Source organism: Pseudomonas sp. TZ252, from assembly GCF_056110345.1.
Genome location: NZ_CM148566.1, coordinates 1,467,865 through 1,492,189, shown reverse-complemented (window position 1 = coordinate 1,492,189; position 24,325 = coordinate 1,467,865). Strand labels below are relative to the sequence as shown.

Below are 24,325 nucleotides of genomic sequence, written 5' to 3'. Positions count from 1 at the left end.
TCAGCTCTCTCGACGTGCTCGTCTACAGCTCGGCCGTCGGGCCAGGGTGCCGCGGCAGGGTCACGCGGAAGCGGGTGCCGCCTTCTCGCTGGTGATCCGTCGGGCTCTCGATGGTTATCTGTCCATAATGCTCTTCCACGATCGAATAGACCAGTGCGAGGCCGAGCCCGGTCCCCTTGCCGGGGTCCTTGGTGGTGAAGAACGGTTCGAACAACTGGTCCATGATCGCCTTCGGAATGCCGCTGCCCTCGTCCTCGACGACCAGGTCCACGGTATGTTCCGAGGCTTCGCTGCGGACCCGGATCGCGCCGCCCGGCGGGCTGGCGTCGCGAGCATTGGAGAGCAGGTTGATCAGCACCTGGGCCAGGCGCTGCGAGTCGCCCTCGACCCAGTGCGCCGGATCGCAGAGGTTGAAGAACTCTACTTCGACGCTACGCCGGTTCAGCGACAGCAGTCCGATGGCCTCCTGGGCGACTTCGCTCAGGCACACCGGTTCCAGGGCCTGCAGGTGGCTGCCGGAGTGGGCGAAGCTCATCAACGACTGGACGATGCGCGATACGCGCTTGGTCTGGTCGAGGATCTGCTCGCTGATCTCGGTCAGCTCGCCGTCGCCTTCGCGTTCCTCGCGCAGGTTCTGCGCCAGGCAGGCGATGCCGGTGATCGGATTGCCGATCTCGTGGGCCACCCCGGCGGCAAGGCGGCCGATGGAAGCCAGGCGCTCGGAGTGGACCAGCTTGTCTTCCAACAGTTGGGTTTCGGTGAGGTCTTCCACCAGTAGCACCAGGCCGCTGTTGCCCGGCGCCAGGGGTTCCTCGATGGCCGCCTTGTGCAGGTTCAGCCAGCGGGTGTGGCCGTCGTAGACCAGGCGCTGCTTGTGCAGGTGCTCGTCGGGGGCGTCGATGAAACGTTCCAGCAGGCCCTTCCAGGGTTCGGGCAAGGCCGACAGGCGCGAACCGACGACCTTCTGCGCGCCGACCCCGGTGAGTTCCTCGATGGCGCGGTTCCACATCAGCACTTCCTGGTCCTTGGCCAGGGAGCAGACTCCCATCGGCAGGTCTTGCAGGGTCTGCCGGTGGTAGCGGCGCAAGGTGTCGAGTTCGGCAGCCAGGCCAGTCAGCCGGGAGTGATAGTCCTCCAGGCGGCTCTCGATGAAGTGGATGTCCTCGGTGACGTAGCTTTCTTCGCTGGTCTTGTAGGGAAGGAAGGTCTCCACGATGTCCTGGGCGACACTGGGTCCCATCAGCCCGGAAAGGTTCGCCTCGATGCGGTCGCGCAAGCGACGCAGGGCATAGGGGCGACGTTCGTCGAAGGGCAGGTGGAGATCGCGCAGGGCCTGCTCGACCTCCTTCTGCGCGGTCTTGGCGCCCAGCGGCTTGGCCAACTGGCTGGCGAACTCCTGCGGCGAACCGGCGAACAGTTCGCGGCGTTGCGGACGGCGTACGTTGTCCACCGCGCAGGCCTCGGCGGCGCCTTTTTCCTCGTCGCTGGCCTCGGTGAACAGCGACACCAGGGTGAATACCAGCACGTTGGCCGCCAGCGAGGACAGCGCCGCCAGGTGCCAGTTCGAATCGTCCAGCACGTAGATCACGTCGAACAGCGGCAGGTACAGGCCCTGTACGTTCCCCATCAGGGGCAGCAGCATGGTGATCGCCCAGACCAGCATGCCGGCGATCAGCCCGGAGATGAAGCCACGGCGGTTGGCGGTCGGCCAGTACAGCACCGAGAGGGCGCCGGGAAGGAATTGCAGGGTGGCGACGAAGGACACTATGCCCAGGTTGGAGAGGTCCTGTTCGGCGCCCAGCAGCAGGTAGAAGGCGTAGCTGGCCATGATGATGGCGACGATCAGCAGGCGCCGGGTCCATTTCAGCCAGCGGTAGATGTTGCCCTGCGCCGGCGGCTGGTAGAGCGGCAGCACCAGGTGGTTGAGGACCATTCCCGAGAGCGCCAGGGTCATCACGATAGTCAGCCCGCTGGCGGCGGAGATGCCGCCGATGAAGGCGGCCAGGGCCAGGGCCGGGCTGTCCACCGCCAGGCCGAGGCCGATGGTGTAGTACTCCGGTGTGGTCGAGGCGCCGAGGCGCAGCCCGGCCCAGAGGATCGGCGGTACCGCAAGGCTCATCAGCAGCAGGAACAGCGGCAGGCCCCAACTGGCGGAAATCAGCGCGCGCGGGTTGAGGTTCTCGGTGAAGATCATGTGGAACATGTGCGGCATCACGATGGCCGCGGCGAAGAACACCAGCAGCAGCGTTCGCCATGGACCCTCGGCCAGCGGCGTGTGCAGGGTGGTCAGCGCGGTCTGGTTCTGCAGCAGCCAGACTTCCAGGCCTTCCGGCCCGCCGAAGACGCCGTACAGGGCGTAGAGGCCGATACTGCCGAGCATCACCAGCTTGACCAGCGACTCGAAGGCGATGGCGAACACCAGTCCCTCGTGGCGTTCGCGGGTGGCGATGTGGCGAGCGCCGAAGAGGATCGCGAACAGGGTGATCAGGGTGCAGAAGACGAACGCGACCCGCTCCTGGGCCGGGTCGCGGGTGAGAATGCTGATCGAATCGGTGACCGCCTGGATCTGCAGGGCCAGCATCGGCAGCACGCCGATCAGCATGAACAGCGTGGTCAGGGCGCCGGCCCAGGTACTGCGGAAACGGAAGGCGAAGAGGTCGGCCAGCGAGGACAGCTGGTAGGCGCGTGTCACCCGGAGGATCGGATAGAGCAGCACCGGGGCGAGCAGGAAGGCCCCGGAAATCCCCAGGTAGATGGCGAGGAACCCGTAGCCGTACTGGTAGGCCAGGCCTACCGTGCCGTAGAACGCCCAGGCACTGGCGTAGACGCCCAGCGACAGGGTGTAGACCAGCGGGTGGCGTACCAGCCGGCGCGGCACGTAGCCGCGCTCGGTGATCCAGGCGATGCCGAAGAGGGTGGAGAGGTAGGCGACGCTGATCAGGATCAGCTGGGTCAGGCTAAAGCTCGTCAGCATCGCGCTGGCTCTGCAGGATGAAAGTGACCACGATGAGGATCAGCCACAGCAGGTACGGGCGGTACCAGGCGCCGTTGGGATCGATCCACCAGTCCATGATGGCGGGGGAAAAGAGATAGATGCCCACGACCAGGAGCAGGACCAGTCGGTAGATGTACATGCCGCTTCCCTCATGCTTGGGCCGGCAGGCTACAGGCTGCGGGTGGGTGCCGGCAAGCCGCCGGGCGGGCTACAGGCGTTCCTCGGGAAGGGTAGCGCAGCGCGGGATGCGCGTGGCGTCCCAGTGCGCGACGCCCCAGGCCAGCGCCTCGCTGGCGCTGGCCTGGGCCAGTTCGGCCGGCGGCCGCTGGCCGAGCGCGCGCAGGGCGCGGGTCAGCGGCGCGGCGGCCTGCTCGGCGGGCAGTGGCGGGGAGCGGTAGGACTTGCCGAGCTTGTGCCCGTCCGGCTGGACGATCAGCGGCACGTGCAGGTAGCGCGGCTGGCTCAACCCCAGCAATTCCTGGAGGTAAAGCTGGCGCGGGGTCGAGTCGAGCAGGTCGGCGCCGCGGACGATGTCGGTGATGCCCTGCCAGGCGTCGTCCAGCACCACCGCCAGTTGGTAGGCGTAGAAGCCATCGCGGCGCTGGATGACGAAATCGCCGACCTCGCGGCCGAGATGCTGGCGGACTTCGCCCTGCACGCGGTCGACGAAGCGATATTCCAGCTCCGGCACGCGCAGGCGGATCGCCGCATCCTCGCGGGCGTGCCCGGCATCGCGGCAGAAGCCCGGGTAGATCCCGGCGAATCCCTCAAGCTGCTTGCGCGAGCAAGTGCAGGCGTAGGCCAGTCCGCTGCGCAGCAGTTGCTCGACCACTGCGGCGTAGGCCGGGAGGCGTTCGCTCTGCCGCTCCACCGCGCCGTCCCATTCGAAGCCGTAGCGCTCCAGGGTTTCCAGGATCGCCTGCTGGGCGCCCGGGACTTCGCGGGGCGGGTCGAGGTCCTCCATGCGCACCAGCCAGCGGCCGCCGACGGCACGCGCGTCCAGGTAGGAGGCGACGGCCGCCACCAGGGAACCGAAGTGCAGGTAGCCGCTGGGCGTCGGGGCGAAGCGGCCTACATAGGAAGAGGTCATGGCGCGAGCGGTGCGGCGGGGAACGGCGGAAACGAAACGGGGCGCCTTGGCGCCCCGTCGGTCCGGCTCAGGAGCCGAGTTGCTTCTCGCGGATTTCCGCGAGGGTCTTGCAGTCGATGCAGAGGGTCGCGGTGGGGCGCGCCTCCAGGCGACGGATGCCGATCTCGACGCCGCAGGAGTCGCACCAGCCGTACTCTTCGTCTTCGATCAGTTGCAGGGTCTCGTCGATCTTCTTGATCAGCTTGCGCTCGCGGTCGCGGGCGCGCAGTTCCAGGCTGAATTCTTCTTCCTGGCTGGCGCGGTCGGCCGGATCGGGGAAGTTGGCCGCTTCGTCCTGCATGTGATGCACGGTACGGTCGACTTCTTCCATCAGCTCCTGTTTCCATTTGTTCAGGATCGCGGTGAAGTGCGCGCGCATGCGCTCGCTCATGTACTCCTCGCCCTTGGTTTCCTGATAGGGTTCGAAGCCGCGGGTCATCTGCTGGCTGCTCTGTTGTTTTGCTTTGGTGGACATGAATGGCCGCCTCTCACTTTCGCTAATCCTGTCCGCGGCAGGGTTCCCTCGCCGGCTCTCCGGCCCCGCGGTCGCAAGCGGGCGAACTTACCAGAACGATAACCTTGGCGCTACTCCCGGTTGTCGAGGCTGGTGTCGCCCGCGTAATGGCTTGGTTAGAATCGGTTTTTCCTCGCAAAGTTCGGAATATCCATGGCTACCTCCTATAGCGCGCGCAGTCGGGCCATCGAGCCTTTCCATGTCATGGCCCTGCTGGCGCGGGCCAACGAGTTGCAGGCCGCCGGCCACGATGTGATCCACCTGGAGATCGGCGAGCCGGACTTCACCACGGCCGAGCCGATCGTCGAGGCCGGGCGCGCCGCCCTGGCCGCCGGGCATACCCGCTACACCGCCGCCCGCGGCCTGCCGGCGCTGCGCGAGGCGATCGCGAAATTCTACGGCGAACGCTACGGGGTCGACCTCGACCCACAGCGCGTGCTGGTCACTCCGGGCGGTTCCGGAGCCCTGCTGCTGGCCAGCAGCTTGCTGGTCGACCCCGGCCGCCACTGGTTGCTCGCCGACCCGGGCTACCCGTGCAACAGGCATTTCCTGCGCCTGGTGGAAGGCGCCGCGCAACTGGTGCCGGTGGGGCCGGACAGCCGTTACCAACTGACACCGGATCTCATCGAGCGGCACTGGGATTCAGACAGTGTAGGCGCTCTGGTGGCGACGCCGGCGAATCCGACCGGGACCCTGCTCGATCGCGACGAACTGGCCGGCCTGTCGGGCGCCTTGAAGGCCCGCGGCGGGCACCTGGTGGTGGACGAGATCTATCACGGCCTGACCTATGGCGTGGACGCCGCGTCGGTGCTGGAAGTCGACGACGACGCTTTCGTCCTGAATAGTTTTTCCAAGTATTTCGGCATGACCGGCTGGCGCCTGGGCTGGCTGGTGGCGCCGACAGCGGCGGTGCCTGAACTGGAGAAGCTGGCGCAGAACCTCTACATCAGCGCGCCGAGCATGGCCCAGCAGGCCGCGCTGGCCTGTTTCGAGCCGACCACCATTGCCATTCTCGAAGAGCGTCGCGAAGAGTTCGCCCGCCGTCGCGACTTCCTCCTGCCGGCCCTGCGCGAGCTGGGTTTCGGAATCGCCGTGGAGCCGGAAGGCGCCTTCTATCTCTACGCCGATATCAGTGCGTTCGGCGGCGATGCCTACGCCTTCTGCAAGCACTTCATCGAGACCGAGCACGTGGCCTTCACTCCGGGGCTGGATTTCGGCCGCCACCAGGCCGGCCACCACGTGCGTTTCGCCTATACCCAGAACCTGCCGCGCCTGCAGGAAGCGGTGGAGCGGATCGCCCGCGGCCTGAAGAACTGGCGGCCCTGATGCGTTTCGAGCAGCCACTGGAAGAAGGCCGCCTGCTGCGTCGCTACAAGCGTTTCCTCGCCGATATCGAGAGCGCCGGCGGCGAGCGCCTGACTATCCACTGTCCGAATACCGGTTCGATGCTCAATTGCATGAGCGAAGGCTGCCGGGTCTGGTTCAGCCGCTCCAACGACCCCAAGCGCAAGCTGCCGGGGACCTGGGAGCTGAGCGAGACCCCGCAGGGCCGCCTGGCCTGCGTCAACACGGCGCGGGCCAATCGCCTGGTAGAGGAGGCGCTGCTGGCCGGGGACATCGCGGAGCTTGCCGGTTTCACCGCTCTGCGCCGGGAAGTGGCCTACGGCGTGGAGAACAGTCGCGCCGACTTTCGCCTGGAATACCCCACGGGCGCACTGTTCATCGAGGTGAAGAGCGTCACCCTGGGCTTCGACGAAACCGCCGTGGCGGCCTTTCCCGACGCGGTGACGCTGCGCGGCGCCAAGCACCTGCGCGAACTGGCGGCGCTGGCGCGGGAGGGGATCCGCGCGGTGCAGCTGTACTGCGTGAACCTTTCCGGGGTCGAGGCGGTGCGCCCCGCCGACGAGATCGATCCAGCCTATGGCAAGGCGTTGCGCGAGGCGGCGCAAGCGGGCGTCGAGGTGCTGGCCTATGGCGCCGAGGTGACGACGGAAGGATTGCACCTGGCGCGGCGCCTCCCGGTGCGACTCTGAGGCATGGCCGCGCCGTGGGGCGCGGCCACTCGCTCAGCGGCGTTCGAGCAGGACGCCGCTTTCCATGTGGTGGGTGTAGGGGAACTGGTCGAACAGCGCGCAGCGGCTGATCCGGTGCGTGTCGTGCAGTTGAGCGATGTTCTGCGCCAGGGTTTCCGGGTTGCACGAAATGTACAGGATGCGCTCGACGCGCCGGGTCAGCTCGCAGGTGTCCGGATCCATGCCGGCTCGTGGCGGATCGACGAAGACACTGCCGAAGGCGTAGCTCTTCAGGTCGATGTCGGCCAGGCGGCGGAACGGGCGAACCTCGTTCAGCGCCTGGGTCAGCTCTTCGGCCGACAGGCGCACCAGGCTGACGTTGTCCACCGCGTTGTCGGCCAGGTTGGCCAGCGCCGCATTGACCGAGGACTTGCTGATCTCGGTGGCCAGCACCTTGCGTACCCGGGTGGCCAGGGGCAGGGTGAAGTTGCCGTTGCCGCAGTACAGTTCGAGCAGGTCGTCGTCGCGCTGGCCGAGCGCCTCGTAGGCCCAGCCGAGCATCTTCTGGTTGACCTCGCCGTTGGGCTGGGTGAAAGCCCCCTCGGGCTGGCGGTAGCGGAAGCGCCGGCCGGCGACCGACAGTTCCTCCTCCACATAGTCGCGTCCGACGACGATGCGCTTGCCGCGCGAACGCCCGACCAAGTTCACGCCCAGTTCCGCCGCGAGCTTTTCCGCTGCCTGTCGCCAGGCGTCGTCGATCGGCCGGTGGTAGCAGAGGGTGATCAGCGCGTCGCCGGCCAGGGTGGTGAGAAACTCCACCTGGAACAGCTTGAAGCCCAGCGCCGGGTCGGCCCAGGCCGCCTTCAGGCGCGGCATCAGTTCGTTGATGCGGCGGCTGGCGATGGGGAAATCCTCGATCAGGATCGGCGTGTGCTTGTCGCCCTGCTCGAACATCGCGTAGTGACGCTTCTCGTTGCCGGTTTCCCGCCACAGGCGGAATTCGGCGCGCAGCCGGTAATGCTCGCGCGGCGACTCGAAGACCTCCGGCGCGGGTGCCGCGAACGGGGCCAGCAAACCGGCGAGGCGGGACTTCTTGTCTTCCAGTTGCGCGGCGTAGGCGCTGGGGTCGAACTGTGGACGGCTCATGCGTTGAAGAAGCCCAGCTTGATCACGAACAGGACGGAGAGGATCACCAGCGCCGGGTTCAGTTCGCGCCAGCGCCCGGACAGCACCTTGATCGCGGTCCAGGAAATGAAGCCGAAGGCGATGCCGGTGGCGATCGAATAGGTGAACGGCATGGCCAGCGCGGTGACGACCACCGGCGCGGCGACGGTGATGTCTTCCCAGTCGATCTCTGCCAGGCCCGAGGCCATCAGCACGGCGACGAAGAGCAGCGCCGGGGCGGTGGCGAAGGCCGGTACGCTGCCGGCCAGCGGGGCGAAGAACAGCGCGAGGAGGAACAGGATGGCGACGACGATGGCGGTCAGGCCGGTGCGGCCGCCGGCGCTGACGCCCGCGGCGGACTCGATGTAGCTGGTGGTGGTCGAGGTGCCCAGCAGCGAGCCGCCCATGGCGGCGGTACTGTCGGCGATCAGCGCGCGGCCCATCTTCGGCATGTGGCCGTCCTTGCCCATCAGTCCGGCGCGCTTGGCGACGCCGATCAGGGTGCCGGAGTTGTCGAACAGGTCGACGAAGAGGAAGGCGAAGATCACGCTGACCAGGCCGATGTCCAGCGCGCCCTTGATGTCCAGTTGGAGGAAGGTCGGCGCCAGCGACGGCGGCATCGAGACCACGCCGCCGAACTGGGTCACGCCGAGCAGGATGGCGATGGCGGTGACCACCAGGATACCGATCAGCACCGCGCCGGTGACGCTACGCGCCTCCAGGGCGACGATCAGGATGAAGCCGAGGGTGGCGAGGATCGGTGCCGGCTTGGTCAGGTCGCCCATGCCGATCAGGGTTGCCGGGTTGTCCACCACGATGCCGGCGTTCTGCAGGGCAATCAGTGCGAGGAACAGGCCGATGCCGGCGGCGATCGCCGAGCGCAGCGGCAGGGGGATGCTGTTGATGATCCATTCGCGGATGCGAAAGATCGACAGCAGGAAGAACATGGTGGCGGAAATGAACACTGCGCCCAGCGCGACCTGCCAGCTGTGGCCCATGTGCAGCACCACGGTGTAGGTGAAGAAGGCGTTGAGGCCCATGCCGGGGGCCAGGGCGATCGGGTAGTTGGCGATCAGGCCCATGATGGTCGAGCCGATGGCCGCTGCCAGGCAGGTGGCGACGAACACCGCGCCCTTGTCCATGCCGGTCTCGCCGAGGATGCTCGGGTTGACGAAGAGGATGTAGGCCATGGTCAGGAAGGTGGTGATCCCCGCCAGGATCTCGGTGCGCACCGTGGTGTTGTGCGCCTTTAGTTGAAACAGCTTTTCCAGCATGTTGGATTCCCCTGAATGTGCTCTGCAACGATCCCCATGGCGCCAGCCGCCGACCAGGGAAAACCGAATTTCCGCGTGGCGGGCGTTGCATCGCTGTCTCGTCGGCGCGGTATCGCGAACGATCCCGGCAGACGGCTGAGTCCCGAAAATGCGCGAGCCGCATGAAACGACCCACGCACGCCAGGGGCCTCGCGGCGGCCTGCGTGGGGTTCATACGGCTCGAAAAGGCGCGCATCATACCAGTTCGCGGGAGAGGGGTGAATTTCCGCCAGTCTAGTCGATCGTCGCCTCGCGGAAGGGCCTGCTCGCCCGCCCGGCGCGGGCGGCGTTAACATAGGCGTTGGCGTCCGGACGGACGCTCCGCCCAGGTTTTCTGCAGTACCTCATCATGAAACGCTCGAAACTCGCATTCCTTCCGCTGGGCCTGGCGCTGCTGCTGGCCGCCTGCGCCAGCGATCCGCTGCCGATCCCGCAGCACAGCTTCGGGGTCTATGCCACCGCCAGCACGCCTTCCGCCGCGTTCCGCACCCTGGCCGACCCGCAGGGCAAGGCCATGCTGGTGGCGCTGAAGCCCAGCCTGACCCAGGCTGACGTACTCCGCGCCGAGGTCCTGTACGACCAGAACGGTCGACCCGGCGTCGAAGTCACCTTCACCGAACCGGCCGCCCGCCGCCTGGCCGCGCTGACCGGCGAGGCCCGGGGGCGTACTCTAGCGGTACTGGTGGACGGGCGCCTGCGCCTGGCGCCGCGGGTGCGCGAGCCGATCCGCAACGGCAAGGTCTATCTCAACGGGTTGGCTTCGGCCTACGAGGCCAGGGAACTGGCCGATCAGTTGAATGCGTTGGGAAGCCAGCCGGGGCGCTAAGCGCCCGGCTGGCGGCGAGGCTCAGAGCGTCTGGGCCTTGAAGGTATCGCAACTGGCCGGCGAGCCGCTCTCGAAGCCGGTCTTGAACCAGCGCATGCGTTGCGCCGAGGAGCCATGGGTGAAGGAGTCCGGCACCACCATGCCGCGGCCCTGGCGTTGCAGGCGATCGTCGCCGATGGCGTTGGCGGCGTTCAGGGCTTCCTCGATGTCGCCCGGCTCCAGCCAGTTCAGCCGCTGCTGTGCACGGTTGGCCCAGACCCCGGCGAAGCAGTCCGCCTGCAGTTCCTGGCGTACCGACAGGCCGTTGGCGCCCTCCATGCGCGCGCCGCGCTGGCGGGCTGCGTTGATCTTGGCCGAGATGCCCATCAGGTTCTGCACGTGGTGGCCGACCTCGTGGGCGATCACATAGGCCTGGGCGAAGTCGCCGGCGGCGGAGAAGCGCTGTTCCATCTCGCGGAAGAACTCCAGGTCGAGGTAGACCCGGTGGTCGGCCGGACAGTAGAACGGCCCGGTGGCCGACGAGGCGAAGCCGCAGGCGGAATTCACCCCATTGCTGAACAGCACCAGCTTGGGCTGTTGGTATTGTGCCTGGCCGCTGGCGAAGATCTGTTCCCAGGTGTCCTCGGTGTCGCCGAGGATCGAGCGGACGAACTCGCTCTGCTCGTCGTTGGCCGCCGGGGCCCGACCGCCGGCCTGCTGCTGGGTGGCCGGCGCCGGGCTGTCCATCTGGCCGAGCAGCGACCCGAGGATCTGCATCGGATCCTGGCCCATCAGCAGGCCGACCACCACCACGATGGCCACCCCACCCAGGCTGAGGCCCTTGCCGCCGATGCGCATGCCGCCACCGCCGCCTGCGCCTCCTTCGCCCCGGGCATCAATCACGTTGTCACTGCGTCGTCCTTTGCGCCAGAGCATGGCGGTTCTCCTGTACGTTTCGCTTCTTCAGTGTTGTCGTCGTCCGCCGCCAGCGCCACCCCGACCGTCAGGCCGAGGTCAGCAGCTCGGCGCGGGCGAGCAGTTGGACGTGGCCGCCGACCCTGACGCCGCCGTCTGTCGCGACCTGGACGTCGAGCCGGCTCGGCCGGTCGAGGAAGCGTCCCTGGTGCAGGACGAAGGGTTCGCCGCGCGCGGCAAGCCCGTATTCCACCAGGTAGGCGGCGACCGGACCGGCAGCGCTGCCGGTAGCCACGTCTTCCACCAGCCCCAGGTTGTCCCAGGTGCGGCCCTCGCGCCCGTCGACGTCGAGCAGATAGACAAACGCCGCGCCGAGTTTATCCAGGGCTTCTTGCAAATCGTTGACCTGACGGGCTCGACCCAGTGCCTCGGCGGTCACCGGCAGGAGCAGGTAGGGCAGGCCGGTGCTCACCACCCGCGGCGGATGCCCGGACAGGTCGTTGGCCGATAGCGAGAAGGCTTCGGCGAACCAGCGGCAGGTCCCGGCGTCCGGGGTGGCGCCGAATTCGGCGCGGCCCTGGTCCATCTCGGCGTAGAAACCGCTGCCCGCCCGCACGCTGCGCAGGGCCACCGACTTGCTGGCCAGGTGCAGCGTCCAGTGCTGTTCGTTGTCGCCGCCGCGCAGGTGATGAAGCAGGGCGGCGGCGCCGAGCAGCGGGTGGCCGGCGAACGGCAGTTCTTCCTCCAGGGTGAAGATCCGTGCGCGGAAGGCCCGTGGGTCGTCGCCCGGCAGCAGGAAGATCGACTCGAACTGGCGCAGTTCGCGGGTCCAGGCCTGCATGGCGGCGTCATCGAGGGCGCTGGCGTCGTCGAATACGGCCAGGCCGTTGCCGGTGAGCGGACGCTCGGCGAACACATCGAGTTGCCAGTAGCGTCGGGACATGGGCCTTTTCCTGTGAAATGGAATGAAAAACGCGAGGGGGGACTCGACAAGCAGCCTATCGGCCTTTATGTTCGCCGACAAGAAAGCGCCTGGCTGGCGCTTTCCAGGCCGCCGCAGCGGTCGGCGTCGCTCGGACGGTTCCGGGCGCTTACGTTACTCCGAGGACAGCATGGCTGAATCACGCCCTGCGCGCCGTTTCGCGCGCATCGACCGCCTTCCCCCCTACGTTTTCAATATCACCGCCGAACTGAAGATGGCCGCTCGTCGCCGTGGCGAGGACATCATCGACCTGAGCATGGGCAATCCCGACGGGCCGACCCCGCCGCATATCGTCGAGAAGCTCTGCACCGTCGCCCAGCGCGAAGACACCCATGGCTACTCCACCTCGCGTGGCATCCCGCGCCTGCGCCGGGCCATCTCGCACTGGTACCGTGACCGCTACGACGTGCAGATCGACCCGGAAAGCGAAGCCATCGTCACCATCGGCTCCAAGGAAGGCCTCGCGCACCTGATGCTGGCGACCCTCGACCATGGCGACACCATCCTCGTGCCCAACCCGAGCTATCCGATCCACATCTACGGTGCGGTGATCGCCGGCGCTCAGGTGCGCTCGGTGCCGCTGGTGCCGGGCATCGATTTCTTCAACGAGCTGGAACGGGCGATCCGCGAATCGATTCCCAAGCCGCGCATGATGATTCTCGGCTTCCCCTCCAACCCTACCGCGCAGTGCGTCGAGCTGGACTTCTTCGAGCGCGTGGTGGCGCTGGCCAAGCAGTACGACGTGATGGTCGTGCACGACCTGGCCTATGCAGACATCGTCTACGACGGCTGGAAAGCGCCGTCAATCATGCAGGTACCGGGTGCCAAGGATATCGCCGTGGAGTTCTTCACCCTGTCGAAGAGCTACAACATGGCCGGCTGGCGGATCGGCTTCATGGTCGGCAATCCCGAGCTGGTCTCGGCCCTGGCGCGGATCAAGAGCTACCACGACTACGGCACCTTCACGCCCCTGCAGGTGGCGGCCATTGCCGCTCTGGAAGGCGACCAGCAGTGCGTCCGCGATATCGCCCGGCAGTACCAGCAGCGCCGCGACGTCCTGGTGAAGGGGCTGCGCGAGGCCGGCTGGATGGTGGAGAACCCGAAGGCCTCGATGTACGTCTGGGCGAAGATCCCCGAGCCCTACGCGCATCTGGGCTCGCTGGAGTTCGCCAAGAAGCTGTTGCAGGACGCCAAGGTCTCGGTGTCGCCGGGGATCGGCTTCGGCGACTACGGCGACGATCATGTGCGTTTCGCCCTGATCGAGAACCGCGACCGCCTGCGCCAGGCGGTGCGCGGGATCAAGGCGATGTTCCGCGCCGACGGGCTGCTGTCGCCGCAGAGGAAGGTCGATAGCCTGGCGGAGTGATCCTCACGTCCTGCTACAAGGAAAAACGCCGTTTTCCCTGGGGAAAACGGCGTTTTCGTTAGCGTCCCGGGTACTCCGCCAGTACCGAGGCCTGGCCGCTCCTGGTCAGGCCGACGACCTGGTAGGCGTCCTGGCGGTCGCCCATTTCCATGCCCGGCGAGCCGACCCGCATGCCCGGTACGGCGGCGCCGACCAGGTCGGCGCGTTCGCGCAGCTTGAGGATGTCGGCTGCCGGCACGTGGCCTTCGACGAACTTGCCGTCGATCACTCCGGTATGACAGGAGCCCATGCTGTAGGGCACGCCGAGACGGCTCTTGACTGCGCTCATGTCTGCTTCCACATGGTCGGTGACCTCGAAACCGTTGGCTTCGAGGTGCTTGATCCAGTCCTTGCAGCAGCCGCAGTTGGCGTCGCGGTGGACGTCGATGGCCAGCGGTTCGGCGGCCTGGACCAGGGAACCGTGGAGCAGGGTGGCGGCCAGGACGGCCAGGGGTGCGAAGCGGCGCATGGGATTCTCCTTGCTGCGAGCGAATGCCGGGAGCATACCGCTGGCACCCGCCGCCACCCAGCCGGTGAGCTGTATCCACTTGTGACGAAGCGATGCGCTGCCCGCCGCGCCGGGTTGCCGTTGGGCAGGGACGGATTGTCGCAGCGAACTCGTCGGCGCGGTTTGGGTCTGCTGTCCTTAGGGTTGCCGGGGCGTTCGCCGCCGGTGTCGAACTGACCGCTGGGGGCAACAGGCCCGAGGAGAAAGGGGATGCTCTTCGCCCGTTTGGTTTTGCTGGTTCAGGCGCTGGTATGGGGCGCGCTGGGAGTGCTGTACTGGGTGCGTCCCTACGAGATGGCCAATCTCAGTGGCATGCTGCTGATGGAGCCTTCGGCGGTCAGCGATGCGCGGGTGTTCTATGGCGGCCATCAGTTCGCCCTGGCGTTGTTCCTGCTGTTCGCCCTGCGCCGGGCTTCGCTGGTGCAGCCGGCGTTGATCCTGGTAGTGCTGCTGCAATCGATCCTGACTCTGTCGCGGCTATTGATTGCCTGGATCGAGGGCGGGATGGAGGCCGACGGCAACCTGTTCGGCTTGCTGTTCCGCGGCGCAATGGCTGCCCTGGGGATCGCCGCCCTGTGGTGGCTGCAACGGCGGCCGCCCCGGCTGTCGACGCCCGGCGAGAACACCGAGCGCCGCGAGGACGACTTCGACGGCCTGTGACATTCAAGGTTGACTGCGACTCAGGAAGTCCTTCAGCAATTGCGCGACGCCGCGGTCGAACGCTTCCTGGGTCAGCGCCGGATCGTGCAGCTGGCGGCTCAGCACGCTTTCCAGAAGGACCCTGCCGTTGCTTTCGTCAAGGATGCGCAGCGCCAGCCTGGCCTCGGTGTCTTCGGTCAGTTGGGTCTGGGTGAAGACGCCATCCTGGGTGATCACCGGTCGCATTTCCAGGCCCGGCTGGCGTTGCAGGCCGAGGGCGTAGATCACCCGCAGGTCGCCGTGTTCCGCCTGGTAGCGATAGCCCTTGGCCTCCAGGGCGCGGCGCACGGCCGTATCGAAACGCTCCTCGAAGTCGATGCGGTGCCCCTCGGCGCGTACCGCCTGGATGAAGAAAGTCCGGTAATCCGCCGCTGTTACGCCAGGGGCGAGCCGTACGGGGCCCGGTTCATTGCGGCAGGCATAGAGCAGCAGGCCGAACAGGAGCAGCAGGACGAAGCGCAGGCTGAATCGGCGCATGGCGCGTTCCTTCCTCTTTTTTATCTTTGTGCCGCAAGCCTAGCCGTTGCCTCGCGGCTTGCCGCCCATCCCCCGTTGGGTCAGTCGTCCAGCTCCACCCAGAGGCCTTCGGCGTCTTCCCGGCAGGGCAGGGCGCGCAAGCGCTCGCCAGCGCAGGGGCCGGCGACGCACTCGCCGGACTCGATGAGGAACAGCGCGCCGTGGCTGGCGCAACGGATCAGGCTGGCGCTGTCGTCGAGGAAGGCATCGGGCTGCCACTCCAACGGGATGCCGCGATGCGGGCAGCGGTTCAGGTAGATGTAGGCGCGGCCGTCGCGACGCACCGCGAACAGCCGCCGCTCATCGACGAGGAAGCCGCGGCTGTTGCCTTCGGCGAGATGGGAAGAGGGACACAGGTGGATCATGGGCGCTCCGTTTGCCGGGATCATTATCCCTGATCCGGAGGACGGCTTTCACCTGTGGCATGGAAAGCGCCCGGCATGGCCAGGCGCTGGGTATGGGGGCACTTCCGTGTGCGAAGGGGTAACGGGTCAGATGTCCCAGACCAGGTTGACCGCGAAATTACGGCCTGGCTGGGACAGCCGGTCGATGTTGGCCGGGGCCAGCGCCGAAGCCTCGCCGACGCTGTCGTAGCCGCGCACGTCATCCCACAGCCAGTATTTCTTGTCGGTCAGATTGTAGAGACCGGCGTTGAGGGTCAGGTCCTTGCTCAGCCTGTAGTAGGCGCTGAGGTCGAGGACGCCGAAGCCCGGGGTCTTGAACTGGCTGGCGGTGCCATCTGGGGTGTGGAAGGTGCTGTCGTCGACGCGGTCCTTGCGTTTGACCAGGGTCCAGCTGAGCAGTCCGCCGTAGTTGCCGTCTGCTTCGTCGTAGCCCAGGCCGAACACTCCGGTGAGTGGGTTGACGCTGTTGATCGGCTCGCCGTTGTCCTTGTTGCGACCGTAGGCGTAGGCCACGCTGCCCTGGGTGTAGAGTCCCTGCGGCGCGCCGAAGGCGCCCAGCTCCAGGCGGCCCTTGAGTTCGACGCCCTTGATCACCGCACGCTCGATGTTGTTGGACTGGAAGGTCTGGCCGTTGCCGCCGGTGCTATCGGTATTCAGGGCGTCTTCGTCGATGAAGTCGCGATATTTGTTGTAGAACACCGCTACGCCGAAGCTGCCTTCGTCGAACTTGCCGCGCAACCCGGTCTCGAAGCTCTGGCTCTTTTCCGGCTTGAGGTTGGGGTTAGGCTCGATGTGGTAGCCCGCCTGCAGGTTCTCGAATCGACCGTACAGCGCCTTGGCAGTGGGCGTGCGGAAGCCCTGGGCGTATTGGCCGTACCAGGTGTAGTGCTGGGCGAAGTCGTAGGTCACGCCGAACTTGGGCGAAACCCGGTGCCATTTCTTGTCCGACTCGTCGACCGCGGTGTTCTGGCTCTGCTTCATGGTGCGCAGGAACTCGTCGGTGATGTGCGGCTCCATGCGCGTGTAGTCGTAACGCAGGCCGGGAGTGAAGGTCCAGTCGTTCCAGCTGATGCTGTCCTGGGCGAACAGGGCGTAGGTCTTCACCGTCGGATCGGGAAAGTCGCTGCTGCGTTCCAGGGCATCGCGCGGGCTGTCCGCGCCGGTGTCCAGGTTGGTGCCGGTGCCGCTGCGCATGCCGGTGACCTTCTGGTGCTTGAGATTGATCCCGTAGCTCAGCAGGTGCTCGGTCTCGCCGATGGCGAAGCTCTTGTCCAACTGGCTGTCGAAGACCCACAGGCGTTCCTTGTAGGTAGTGTCGCGGGTACGCAGGACCTTGCGGGTGATCGGGTAGTAGAACTCGCGGGTCGCCTGGTCGGTCTTCGCCAACTGGTAGTTCAGGCTCCACTGGATGCGATCGGCGACCGGGCTGTCGAGCAGGAAATGGTGCTCCAGGCCGTAGCGCTCGCGAGTCAGGGTGTCGTTGCCCTTGCGCCACTGGTACATGCCGCCCGGAAGCATGCTCGGTGGGATGGCCGGCTTGCCCTTGTCGTACGGGCCGCCATAGGCGCTCTTCTGGTCGGTATCGACGTCGCTCTTGTACTTCTCGAAGACCAGCCCGAAGCGGCTGCCCTCGGCGTAGTTCCAGCCCAGCTTGCCGAGCAGGCTGTAGCTGTCGGCGTCTTCCGGGTTGGCTTCGCTGCGCGAGAGCCCGGTACCGCCGTGGCCGCCGTTGGATTCGGTCTCGTGGCCCTGGCGGTAGCCATAATGCAGCAGGCCGTCGAAGTCGTCGGCGCGGCCGGCGACGGTGGCCGAGGTCAGCCAGGAGTGGCTTGCCGACTCGTAGCCGGCCTTCAGCCGGGCGCCGACGTCCTTGCCGTCCTTGATGATGTCCGACGGGTCGAGGGTGAAGTAGCTCACCGCGCCGCCGATGGCGTTGCTGCCGTACAGCGCCGAGGCCGGGCCGCGAAGGATTTCCACGCGCTTTACGATGTCCGGATCGACGTAGTTGCGGTGGGTCTGCGCGTAGGGGCCGCTGAAGAAGTCGTTGGGCAGTTCGACCCCGTCGATCTGCGTAAGGATGCGGTTCCCGTCGATGCCGCGGATGTTGTAGCCGGTGATCCCGGCACGCTGGCCGGCGCCGCCGACCGAGACTCCCGGTTCGTAGCGCACCAGTTCCTTGATGTTGTTGACGTTCTGCCGGTCCAGTTGTTCGCGGGTCTGCACGCTGACGGTGCTTGGCACCGAATCCACTGCCTGCTCGGTACGGGTGGCGGTGATGGTGGTCGGGGTCAGCGGGACGGCGTTCCCCGCCAGGGCCAGGGAAGGGCTGAGCAACAGCAGGGCCAGGCAGGGGCGCAGGGCGAAGGGCGGGGAGAGCGGCATGTGGGACTCCTTGGGTCGGGCCGGTGGCGAATAGCCAGGGGGACGTCGGGCGCACAAGGTACTGCCAGAAAAACGCTAATGCAAATAATTATCAAATGGATTCAGATGTGCGTTTTATGGCAAAGTTCACCTGTTTTTGCGCGTAGCGCGACCGAACCGGATATGCCCGAGGAACCGTCGATGAGCAGCACTCCCAGCCTTTCCCATTCCCCTGCCGAGCTTTACCGCGCCTGGCAGGACCTGCGCGCCGAGCGACCGCAGCTACGCGCGCGCGACGCCGCCGCGCTGTTGCAGGTCAGCGAAGGCGAGCTGGTCGCCAGCCGGGTCGGCATCGATGCCGTGCGCCTGCGGCCGGACTGGGCCGCCTTGCTGCCGGCGCTCGGCGAACTGGGGCCGATCATGGCGCTGACCCGCAACGAGCATTGCGTCCACGAACGCAAGGGGCCGTATCGCGAAGTGACGGTCTCTGCCAATGGGCAGATGGGCCTGGTGGTCTCGCCGGATATCGACCTGCGCCTGTTCCTGGGGGGTTGGAACGCCGTCTTCGCCATTGCCGAGGAGACAACGCGGGGTACCCAGCGCAGCATCCAGGTGTTCGACCAGCAGGGCGTGGCGGTGCACAAGGTGTTCCTTACCGAGGCCAGCGACGTCCGCGCCTGGGAACCGCTGGTCGAGCGCCTGCGGGCTGCCGAGCAGGATGCCGCGCTGGCCCTGCGCGAACCCCGCGCACCGGCTGCGACGCTCGTCGATGCGCAGATCGATGCCGCCGCCTTGCGCGAAGGCTGGGCCGCGTTGAAGGACACCCATCATTTCCACGCCCTGCTGAAGAAGCATGGCGCGCAGCGCACCCAGGCGCTGCGCCTGGCTGGCGGCGAATGGGCCGAGCGCCTGGATAATGGCGACCTGGCGAAACTCTTCGAAGCGGCGGCCGAAAGCGGATTGCCGATCATGGTGTTCGTCGGCAACGCCCACTGCATCCAGATCCATACCGGGCCTGTGTGCAACCTGAAGTGGCTGGACGACTGGTTCAACGTGCTCGATCCGGAATTCAACCTGCACCTGAAGACCACCGGCATCGCCGAGCTTTGGCGGGTGCGCAAGCCGAGCACCGATGGCATCGTAACCAGCTGGGAGGCCTTCGACGCCGACGGCGAACTGATCGTGCAACTGTTCGGCGCGCGCAAGCCCGGCGAGCCCGAGCGCGACGACTGGCGCGAACTGGCCGAATCCTTCAAGGCGCTCTGAGGAGAGATCATGCGTATCGATCGACTATTCAACGGGTTGGCGCTGGGCATCCTGCTCGGCACCGGCATGGCCCAGGCCGCCGAGCTGCCGCAACGCTGGGTGAGCGCGGGCGGCTCGCTGAGCGAATGGGTGGTGGCGCTGGGCGGCGAGAGCAAGCTGGTCGGGGTGGACACCACCAGCCAGCATCCGCAGGCGCTGAAACAGTTGCCGAGCGTCGGCTACCAGCGCCAACTGGCTGCCGAGGGCGTGCTGGCGTTACGTCCGGATATCCTCATCGGCACCGAGGAAATGGGGCCTCCGCCGGTACTCAAGCAGCTCGAAGGCGCCGGCGTGCGGGTCGAGACCCTCTCCGCCAAGCCGGATCTGGAGGCACTGGAAAGCAACCTGAAGAAGCTCGGCGACTGGCTCGGCGTGCCCCAGCGCGCCGAGGCCGCCGAACTTGACTATCGTCAGCGGCTGCGGCGCCAGGCGGACTGGATCGCGGCCGCGCAGAAGAGCCAGCCGGCCCCGGGCGTCCTGCTGGTGATCGGCAACGCCGGCGGTCAGTTGCTGGTAGCCGGGCGCAATACCGGCGGCGATTGGGTCCTGAACCGGGCCGGAGCACGCAACCTGGCTACCCATGAGGGTTACAAGCCGATCTCGGTGGAAGCCCTGGCAGCGCTCGATCCGGTCGCGGTGGTGATCGCCGACCGCAGCCTCGAAGGTGATGCGGCGCGTGCCGCGCTGCTCAAGCAGAACCCCGGCCTCGCCGCGACCCGCGCGGCGCGTGACGGGCGTCTGCTGGTGCTTGACCCGACGCTCCTGGTGGGCGGCCTCGGTCCGCGCCTGCCGGATGGCCTGGCGGCTCTCTCCGCAGCCTTTTATCCTTCCGCGAAACCGCTGAGTACGGAAGCCGCCCATTGAAATCGGTTGTTCGCCCCCGCGCGCTGTTCGGTGCGCTGGGGATTTCGCTCGTGTTGGTCCTCTGGTTGTCCCTCGCCCTCGGTCCCGTCAGCCTGCCGCTGGGCGATACCCTGCGCGCCGCGCTGCGCCTGGCCGGGCTGCCGCTCGATGGAACGGGCCTGGCCCAGGCGGAAATGATCCTCGGCCAGATCCGCCTGCCGCGGACCCTGCTCGGCCTGGCCGTGGGCGCGGTGCTGGCGCTGTCCGGGGTGGCGATGCAGGGCCTGTTCCGCAACCCGCTGGCCGATCCAGGGCTGGTCGGGGTGTCCAGCGGCGCGGCCCTCGGCGCGGCGCTGGCCATCGTGTTCGGCGCCTCGCTGGGTGGCTTGCCGGCGTTCCTCGCGCCCTACCTGCTGTCGCTGTGCGCCTTCGGCGGCGGCCTGGGGGTGACCTGGCTGGTCTATCGACTTGGCCGCCGCGATGGCCAGACCAGCGTGGCCACCATGTTGCTGGCAGGGATCGCCTTGACCGCGCTGTCCGGCGCGGTGATCGGACTGTTTACCTATCTCGCCGATGACGCCACCTTGCGTACCCTGACCTTCTGGAACCTGGGCAGCCTGAACGGCGCCAGCTACCCACGACTCTGGCCGCTGCTGCTGGTGGCGCTGCTGGTGGCCTGCTGGCTACCGCGCCGGGCAGATGCGCTGAACGCACTGCTGCTCGGCGAGTCCGAGGCCCGTCACCTGGGCTTCGACGTCGAGCGATTGAAGGCCGAACTGGTGCTTTGCACTGCCCTTGGCGTCGGCGCCGCAGTGGCGGCGGCGGGGATGATCGGCTTCATCGGCCTGGTGGTGCCGCACCTGATCCGTCTGGTTGCCGGTCCGGATCATCGGACGTTGCTGCCGGCCTCGATGATGGCCGGCGCCATTCTCCTGCTGCTTGCCGACCTGCTGGCGCGCCTGGCGCTGGCTCCGGCGGAGTTGCCGATCGGCATCGTCACGGCACTGATCGGCGCGCCGTTCTTCCTTTATCTGCTATTGCGGGGGCGGGCCTGATGCTGCGCGTGGAGAACCTGTCCATCCGCCGTGGCGGAAAGACTGTACTGGAAGGCCTCGAACTGGAGCTGCGGCCTGGCGAGATGCTCGGCGTACTCGGCCCCAACGGCGCTGGCAAGAGCACCTTGCTTGGCGCTCTCTGTGGCGAACTGGAGCCGGCCGAAGGGCTGGTGCTGCTCGACGAGCGCGGCCTCGACGACTGGCCGGGCGTCGCTCGCGCGCAGCGCCTGGCGGTGCTGCCGCAGAGTTCGTCGCTGGGCTTCGCCTTTCCGGTGGAGGCGGTGGTCGGCTTCGGTCGGCTGCCCCATTCCAGCGGCCGCGAGCGCGATGTGCAGATCGTCGCCGAGGCCTTGGCGGCGGCCGACGCCAGCCATCTGGCCGGGCGCAGCTACCTGGCGCTGTCCGGCGGCGAACGCCAGCGCGTGCACCTGGCGCGGGTGCTGGCGCAGCTGTGGCCGGGCGAGCCGGGGCAGGTGCTGCTGCTCGACGAACCGACCTCGGCGCTCGACCCGCTGCACCAGCACACCACCCTGCAGGCGGTGCATGATTTCGCCCGCCGCGGTGCCTCGGTGCTGGTGATCCTCCACGATCTCAACCTGGCCGCGCGCTATTGCGACCGCCTGCTGCTGTTGCAGAATGGTCGCCCGCACCTGCTCGGTACGCCCGAGGAAGTCCTGCGCCCCGAGCCGTTGCGCGCGGTGTTCGGCCTCGAGGTCCTGGTCCAGCGTCATCCCGAGCGAGGTCATCCGCTGATCGTCGCCCGTTGAAGGAGTCGCCATGCGCATTCGCCTGTTCGCTTTCTGTCTGCTGCTGGGCGGCTGCCAGTCCCAACTGCCGCCGCTGCCTGATTGGCAGAGCGCGGAAGGGCGCGACGATCCGCAGACGGGACGAATCGTCGAATTGCGCAGCGGCGTGACGCTGAGCCCGCAGCAACTGGTCGCACGCCTGGCGGCCGCGCCGCGAGTGATCGTCGGCGAGAAGCACGACAATCCCGATCATCATGCCGTGGAGCTGTGGCTGGCGCAGGCCCTGGGCGAATACCGGGCGCAGGGCAGCCTGCTGCTGGAAATGCTCGATCCCGGCCAGCAACCACGGGTGGATGCGGTCCGCGCACAACTCGGGAACGGCAAGCCGGTGGCGAACCTGGAGGAGGCCCTGGACTGGCAGAAAGGTTGGGACTGGACGCAGTACGGACCCCTGGTGTCCTGGGCGGTTGCGCAACCCGCGCCGTTGCTGGCGGCGAACCTCCAGCGGAGCGAGATCATGCGCATCTACAGGGAGCGACCGCCGCTTCCCGGAACGGCCTCCAGGCGTGACAGCGTGCGCCTGCCGCTGCTTGCGCAGATTCGCGAATCCCACTGCGGCATGCTTCCCGACGATCAATTGCCGGCGATGCTCGCCGTCCAGCAGCAACGCGACCGCCGCATGGCCGAGCGTCTTCGCGATGCGCCACTGCCGGCGATGCTCGTCGCCGGCAGCTTCCACGCCCGACGCGACCTCGGCGTACCGGTCCACCTGCGCGACCTTGGTGCGGAGAAGGGCGCGCAGGTACTGATGCTGGTCGAGGCCGGGCAGGCGGTAACGACGCGTGAGGCCGACTACGCCTGGTACACGCCGGCACAGCCGGACAAGGACTATTGCGCGGAGATGAAGAAGGCACGTTGAAGGAAGGGCGCGAGGCCTGGAGCCGCGTATCGCGCTACGTTTTCGCGGGCAAAAAAAGACCCGGCAAAGTGCCGGGTCGAAACCGTGATTAGCCTGATGAGGAGATAATCTGAAGAGTCCGACTGCTTGGTCTCTCAGCTTACCTGCTGGCCTCGCGACCAGTTGATGTAATAATAACTATTCTCATTATCAGGTCAAGCCGATTCTCATTCATTCCATCGCCAGCCGATGAACGGTCGTCTCCGGCCGAATCGCAGGCAAAAAAAGACCCGGCAAAGTGCCGGGTCAAAAACCGTGATTAGCCTGATGAGGAGATAATCTGAAGAGTCCGACTGCGTGGGTCTCTCAGCTTACCGGCTGATCTCGCGACCAGTTGAGTGACATAATAATGATTCTCATTTCCATGTCAAACGCTTTCGCCAAACTTTTCTGCTAGCTAGTCGCGAGCCCTCTGGAATGGGCCTCAGGCGCTGCGGCGCAGGCGCAGCTGGGTCACTTCCCGGTTAAGCAGGTCTATCCGCCGGGCCATGCCTTCGATCAGGCTATGGGCGATTCGCGGGTTGTTCTGCATAAGGCCGAGGAACTGCTCCTTGGGAATCACCATCACCGTGCAGGGTTCGCTGGCGACCACCGTGGCGCTGCGTTTCTCGCGAGTGAACACGGCCATGGCGCCGAAGATCTCGTCCTTCTGCACATCGCCGACTTTCTGGCCGTCCACCAGCGCTTCGGCATGCCCCTCGATGATGATGAACACATGATCCGCATCGTCGCCCTGGCGGATCAGCGCCTCGCCCGCGGCGAAGTGGCGGAAGCCGGTGGCCGGGCGGACTTCCGGCTGCTTCAGGTGCGCCAGCGCATCGCCGAGCAGGGCAGTCTGTCCGATCAGGTACTGCAATAGCAGTTCCTGACGTTCCTGGTCAGCATGGATGTGCTGGAGCAGCGCATCGCGCGAATAGGGCAGCAGGCGGATCGGCTCTTCGTTGGCATGCCGGCAGGCGGGGAGCTCGAGTCCGCGTCGAAGGCCGAGGAGGTCGCCTTCCTGGAGGTAGAACAGTGGGCGTTCGTCGACCAGCGCATGCAGCAGGCCGCTTTCCACCAGGAATACCTGGTCGGCGGGCAGCTCGCGTTCCAGGTCGTCGCTACGTTCCAGTTCCAGGGCGGGGCCGCTGGGTGCCAGGCCTTCGAGCAAGCGGTGAGGGATTCCCTGCAGGCGATTGATCAATTGGTCGGCATAAGCCGGTTGCTCGCCGAGTAGATACATGGCCATTTCCTTGAGCTGCCTGGTCGGGAGAGGAGGTACGAACGTCCACGAGACGATAGGTGGGCGCCCGGGGGGAGTAAATATCTTCCCGTGGCAGGTGTGAGCTAGCTCTTGTTTCGCACGGGGAAAGTCTCCAGCTCGCCGAGCAGTGCGGCCTTGTGGTCTGGGGACAGCTCGTTCCAGTGAACGTCGAGGAGTGCGCCTTCGATGGCATAGAGCAAGACTTTCGAGGCTCGGAAGCCGCGCGCGCGGACCGCGCGATAGGCTCCCACCGAGCCGAGCCGACGCAGATCGGTGGCGCTGTGGATACCCACGGCATGCAACCATTGGGTCGAGGTTTTCCCGAGGTTTTTCAGGTTCAGCAGTTCGTCGTTCATCGTCGGTCCTTGCGATGCCGCTCAGAAGCGTGATGGCGCGGAACTGCCTGGAACCGGTCCGGAGCCGACAGGGCCGGCGCGATGGAGCGAGATGGCC

The 24,325-nt window shown here is 66.7% G+C and carries 24 protein-coding genes; 10 read left to right on the top strand and 14 right to left on the bottom strand.

All coding sequences use genetic code 11. The annotated features are described in order from the left end of the window. Positions 1-22: 22 nt before the first annotated feature. From cbrA to dksA, 4 genes are all read right to left on the bottom strand, one after another. Entirely contained in the window at positions 23-2,974 is a 2,952-nt protein-coding gene (cbrA, locus tag ACYAF3_RS06915; RefSeq protein ID WP_003095132.1) for a two-component system sensor histidine kinase CbrA, read from the bottom strand. Then, positions 2,958-3,134, bottom strand: coding sequence for a hypothetical protein (locus ACYAF3_RS06910; protein WP_003095129.1), 177 nt, complete (start codon positions 3,132-3,134; stop codon positions 2,958-2,960). The genes cbrA and ACYAF3_RS06910 overlap by 17 nt, the downstream gene beginning before the upstream one ends. Positions 3,135-3,203: 69 nt before the next feature. Next, a complete protein-coding gene (gene gluQRS / locus ACYAF3_RS06905) occupies positions 3,204-4,085 on the bottom strand; it encodes a tRNA glutamyl-Q(34) synthetase GluQRS (protein ID WP_128669353.1) in 882 nt (293 codons plus the stop codon). 67 nt (positions 4,086-4,152) lie between these two features. Continuing rightward, positions 4,153-4,599, bottom strand: coding sequence for an RNA polymerase-binding protein DksA (gene dksA, locus ACYAF3_RS06900; RefSeq protein WP_003095122.1), 447 nt, complete (start codon positions 4,597-4,599; stop codon positions 4,153-4,155). Between the two features lie 192 nt (positions 4,600-4,791). Between dksA and ACYAF3_RS06895 the strand changes: the two genes are divergently transcribed. Further along, positions 4,792-5,964, top strand: a complete 1,173-nt coding sequence (locus ACYAF3_RS06895) for a pyridoxal phosphate-dependent aminotransferase (RefSeq protein WP_003113459.1) — start codon at positions 4,792-4,794, stop codon at positions 5,962-5,964. After that, positions 5,964-6,671: a DNA/RNA nuclease SfsA gene (gene sfsA / locus ACYAF3_RS06890; RefSeq protein WP_003100180.1), complete on the top strand. Its 708-nt coding sequence runs from the start codon at positions 5,964-5,966 to the stop codon at positions 6,669-6,671. The genes ACYAF3_RS06895 and sfsA overlap by 1 nt, the downstream gene beginning before the upstream one ends. A gap of 33 nt (positions 6,672-6,704) precedes the next feature. Here sfsA and trmA read toward each other — a convergent pair whose 3' ends face one another. After that, positions 6,705-7,796 carry a tRNA (uridine(54)-C5)-methyltransferase TrmA gene (gene trmA / locus ACYAF3_RS06885; protein WP_073658327.1) on the bottom strand — a complete coding sequence of 364 codons (1,092 nt, stop codon included), beginning with the start codon at positions 7,794-7,796 and terminating at the stop codon, positions 6,705-6,707. Beyond that, complete coding sequence (locus ACYAF3_RS06880; protein WP_003095114.1) at positions 7,793-9,088, bottom strand: NCS2 family permease; 1,296 nt, start codon at positions 9,086-9,088, stop codon at positions 7,793-7,795. Before ACYAF3_RS06880 ends, trmA begins: the two co-directional genes overlap by 4 nt. A 388-nt stretch (positions 9,089-9,476) precedes the next feature. On the opposite strand from ACYAF3_RS06880, the gene ACYAF3_RS06875 reads away from it, so the two are divergent. Further along, positions 9,477-9,953: a SecDF P1 head subdomain-containing protein gene (locus ACYAF3_RS06875; protein ID WP_034053512.1), complete on the top strand. Its 477-nt coding sequence runs from the start codon at positions 9,477-9,479 to the stop codon at positions 9,951-9,953. Between the two features lie 21 nt (positions 9,954-9,974). Here the strand turns inward: ACYAF3_RS06875 and ypfJ are convergent, their stop codons facing one another. Both ypfJ and ACYAF3_RS06865 read right to left on the bottom strand, forming a co-directional pair. Beyond that, positions 9,975-10,868 (bottom strand): KPN_02809 family neutral zinc metallopeptidase, encoded by an 894-nt coding sequence (gene ypfJ, locus ACYAF3_RS06870; protein ID WP_034053510.1) that lies wholly within the window; start codon positions 10,866-10,868, stop codon positions 9,975-9,977. Positions 10,869-10,935: 67 nt separating this feature from the next. Continuing rightward, positions 10,936-11,790 (bottom strand): PhzF family phenazine biosynthesis protein, encoded by an 855-nt coding sequence (locus ACYAF3_RS06865; RefSeq protein WP_003161370.1) that lies wholly within the window; start codon positions 11,788-11,790, stop codon positions 10,936-10,938. A 169-nt stretch (positions 11,791-11,959) separates the two neighbouring features. On the opposite strand from ACYAF3_RS06865, the gene alaC reads away from it, so the two are divergent. Continuing rightward, positions 11,960-13,195, top strand: a complete 1,236-nt coding sequence (alaC, locus tag ACYAF3_RS06860) for an alanine transaminase (protein ID WP_003100170.1) — start codon at positions 11,960-11,962, stop codon at positions 13,193-13,195. A 58-nt stretch (positions 13,196-13,253) separates the two neighbouring features. On the opposite strand, the gene ACYAF3_RS06855 is transcribed toward alaC, so the two are convergent. Continuing rightward, entirely contained in the window at positions 13,254-13,703 is a 450-nt protein-coding gene (locus ACYAF3_RS06855; protein ID WP_073658326.1) for a DUF411 domain-containing protein, read from the bottom strand. A 249-nt stretch (positions 13,704-13,952) separates the two neighbouring features. Here ACYAF3_RS06855 and ACYAF3_RS06850 point away from each other — a divergent pair, with 249 nt between their 5' ends. Beyond that, on the top strand, positions 13,953-14,402 hold the full coding sequence (locus ACYAF3_RS06850) for a DUF4345 family protein (protein ID WP_004365359.1): 450 nt from the start codon (positions 13,953-13,955) through the stop codon (positions 14,400-14,402). A gap of 3 nt (positions 14,403-14,405) precedes the next feature. Here ACYAF3_RS06850 and ACYAF3_RS06845 read toward each other — a convergent pair whose 3' ends face one another. The 3 genes from ACYAF3_RS06845 to phuR all read right to left on the bottom strand — a co-directional run bounded on the left by ACYAF3_RS06845 (position 14,406) and on the right by phuR (position 17,743). Continuing rightward, the gene (locus tag ACYAF3_RS06845) at positions 14,406-14,918 is read right to left on the bottom strand and encodes a DUF4136 domain-containing protein (protein WP_016264157.1); all 513 of its coding nucleotides are present in this window, start codon (positions 14,916-14,918) and stop codon (positions 14,406-14,408) included. 80 nt (positions 14,919-14,998) lie between these two features. Next, positions 14,999-15,346, bottom strand: coding sequence for a Rieske (2Fe-2S) protein (locus tag ACYAF3_RS06840; RefSeq protein WP_003121065.1), 348 nt, complete (start codon positions 15,344-15,346; stop codon positions 14,999-15,001). Between the two features lie 102 nt (positions 15,347-15,448). Continuing rightward, complete coding sequence (gene phuR, locus ACYAF3_RS06835) at positions 15,449-17,743, bottom strand: heme/hemoglobin uptake receptor PhuR (RefSeq protein ID WP_003095102.1); 2,295 nt, start codon at positions 17,741-17,743, stop codon at positions 15,449-15,451. A 180-nt stretch (positions 17,744-17,923) separates the two neighbouring features. Here phuR and ACYAF3_RS06830 point away from each other — a divergent pair, with 180 nt between their 5' ends. Genes ACYAF3_RS06830 through ACYAF3_RS06810 form a run of 5 tightly spaced genes read left to right on the top strand, consistent with a single transcriptional unit; the run spans position 17,924 to position 22,590 of the window. After that, the gene (locus ACYAF3_RS06830; RefSeq protein ID WP_105579149.1) at positions 17,924-18,988 is read left to right on the top strand and encodes a hemin-degrading factor; all 1,065 of its coding nucleotides are present in this window, start codon (positions 17,924-17,926) and stop codon (positions 18,986-18,988) included. Between the two features lie 9 nt (positions 18,989-18,997). Continuing rightward, positions 18,998-19,891, top strand: a complete 894-nt coding sequence (locus ACYAF3_RS06825) for a hemin ABC transporter substrate-binding protein (RefSeq protein ID WP_003095100.1) — start codon at positions 18,998-19,000, stop codon at positions 19,889-19,891. Positions 19,892-19,941: 50 nt separating this feature from the next. Continuing rightward, positions 19,942-20,925 carry a FecCD family ABC transporter permease gene (locus ACYAF3_RS06820; RefSeq protein ID WP_003121063.1) on the top strand — a complete coding sequence of 328 codons (984 nt, stop codon included), beginning with the start codon at positions 19,942-19,944 and terminating at the stop codon, positions 20,923-20,925. Then, positions 20,925-21,692 (top strand): heme ABC transporter ATP-binding protein, encoded by a 768-nt coding sequence (locus tag ACYAF3_RS06815; protein WP_003095098.1) that lies wholly within the window; start codon positions 20,925-20,927, stop codon positions 21,690-21,692. Before ACYAF3_RS06820 ends, ACYAF3_RS06815 begins: the two co-directional genes overlap by 1 nt. Before the next feature lie 10 nt (positions 21,693-21,702). Then, complete coding sequence (locus tag ACYAF3_RS06810) at positions 21,703-22,590, top strand: ChaN family lipoprotein (RefSeq protein ID WP_023114869.1); 888 nt, start codon at positions 21,703-21,705, stop codon at positions 22,588-22,590. Between the two features lie 463 nt (positions 22,591-23,053). Here ACYAF3_RS06810 and cbpA read toward each other — a convergent pair whose 3' ends face one another. Together cbpA and ACYAF3_RS06800 are read right to left on the bottom strand one after the other, a co-directional pair. Then, positions 23,054-23,851: a cAMP-binding protein CbpA gene (gene cbpA / locus ACYAF3_RS06805; RefSeq protein WP_003095096.1), complete on the bottom strand. Its 798-nt coding sequence runs from the start codon at positions 23,849-23,851 to the stop codon at positions 23,054-23,056. 104 nt (positions 23,852-23,955) lie between these two features. Further along, positions 23,956-24,228, bottom strand: a complete 273-nt coding sequence (locus ACYAF3_RS06800) for a TfoX/Sxy family protein (RefSeq protein WP_003095094.1) — start codon at positions 24,226-24,228, stop codon at positions 23,956-23,958. Between the last annotated feature and the right edge of the window lie 97 nt (positions 24,229-24,325).

Bases quoted from the DNA above. Each gene is read 5' to 3' on its own strand.
- ACYAF3_RS06895 (WP_003113459.1), top strand. From the start codon at position 4,792: ATGGCTACCTCCTATAGCGCGCGCAGTCGGGCCATCGAGCCTTTCCAT.
- phuR (WP_003095102.1), bottom strand. From the start codon at position 17,743: ATGCCGCTCTCCCCGCCCTTCGCCCTGCGCCCCTGCCTGGCCCTGCTG.
- ypfJ (WP_034053510.1), bottom strand. From the start codon at position 10,868: ATGCTCTGGCGCAAAGGACGACGCAGTGACAACGTGATTGATGCCCGG.
- ACYAF3_RS06855 (WP_073658326.1), bottom strand. From the start codon at position 13,703: ATGCGCCGCTTCGCACCCCTGGCCGTCCTGGCCGCCACCCTGCTCCAC.
- ACYAF3_RS06875 (WP_034053512.1), top strand. From the start codon at position 9,477: ATGAAACGCTCGAAACTCGCATTCCTTCCGCTGGGCCTGGCGCTGCTG.
- cbrA (WP_003095132.1), bottom strand. From the start codon at position 2,974: ATGCTGACGAGCTTTAGCCTGACCCAGCTGATCCTGATCAGCGTCGCC.
- ACYAF3_RS06810 (WP_023114869.1), top strand. From the start codon at position 21,703: ATGCGCATTCGCCTGTTCGCTTTCTGTCTGCTGCTGGGCGGCTGCCAG.
- ACYAF3_RS06910 (WP_003095129.1), bottom strand. From the start codon at position 3,134: ATGTACATCTACCGACTGGTCCTGCTCCTGGTCGTGGGCATCTATCTC.
- ACYAF3_RS06865 (WP_003161370.1), bottom strand. From the start codon at position 11,790: ATGTCCCGACGCTACTGGCAACTCGATGTGTTCGCCGAGCGTCCGCTC.
- cbpA (WP_003095096.1), bottom strand. From the start codon at position 23,851: ATGTATCTACTCGGCGAGCAACCGGCTTATGCCGACCAATTGATCAAT.
- trmA (WP_073658327.1), bottom strand. From the start codon at position 7,796: ATGAGCCGTCCACAGTTCGACCCCAGCGCCTACGCCGCGCAACTGGAA.
- ACYAF3_RS06830 (WP_105579149.1), top strand. From the start codon at position 17,924: ATGAGCAGCACTCCCAGCCTTTCCCATTCCCCTGCCGAGCTTTACCGC.
- ACYAF3_RS06825 (WP_003095100.1), top strand. From the start codon at position 18,998: ATGCGTATCGATCGACTATTCAACGGGTTGGCGCTGGGCATCCTGCTC.
- dksA (WP_003095122.1), bottom strand. From the start codon at position 4,599: ATGTCCACCAAAGCAAAACAACAGAGCAGCCAGCAGATGACCCGCGGC.
- gluQRS (WP_128669353.1), bottom strand. From the start codon at position 4,085: ATGACCTCTTCCTATGTAGGCCGCTTCGCCCCGACGCCCAGCGGCTAC.
- ACYAF3_RS06880 (WP_003095114.1), bottom strand. From the start codon at position 9,088: ATGCTGGAAAAGCTGTTTCAACTAAAGGCGCACAACACCACGGTGCGC.
- ACYAF3_RS06840 (WP_003121065.1), bottom strand. From the start codon at position 15,346: ATGATCCCGGCAAACGGAGCGCCCATGATCCACCTGTGTCCCTCTTCC.
- sfsA (WP_003100180.1), top strand. From the start codon at position 5,964: ATGCGTTTCGAGCAGCCACTGGAAGAAGGCCGCCTGCTGCGTCGCTAC.
- alaC (WP_003100170.1), top strand. From the start codon at position 11,960: ATGGCTGAATCACGCCCTGCGCGCCGTTTCGCGCGCATCGACCGCCTT.
- ACYAF3_RS06845 (WP_016264157.1), bottom strand. From the start codon at position 14,918: ATGCGCCGATTCAGCCTGCGCTTCGTCCTGCTGCTCCTGTTCGGCCTG.
- ACYAF3_RS06800 (WP_003095094.1), bottom strand. From the start codon at position 24,228: ATGAACGACGAACTGCTGAACCTGAAAAACCTCGGGAAAACCTCGACC.
- ACYAF3_RS06815 (WP_003095098.1), top strand. From the start codon at position 20,925: ATGCTGCGCGTGGAGAACCTGTCCATCCGCCGTGGCGGAAAGACTGTA.
- ACYAF3_RS06850 (WP_004365359.1), top strand. From the start codon at position 13,953: ATGCTCTTCGCCCGTTTGGTTTTGCTGGTTCAGGCGCTGGTATGGGGC.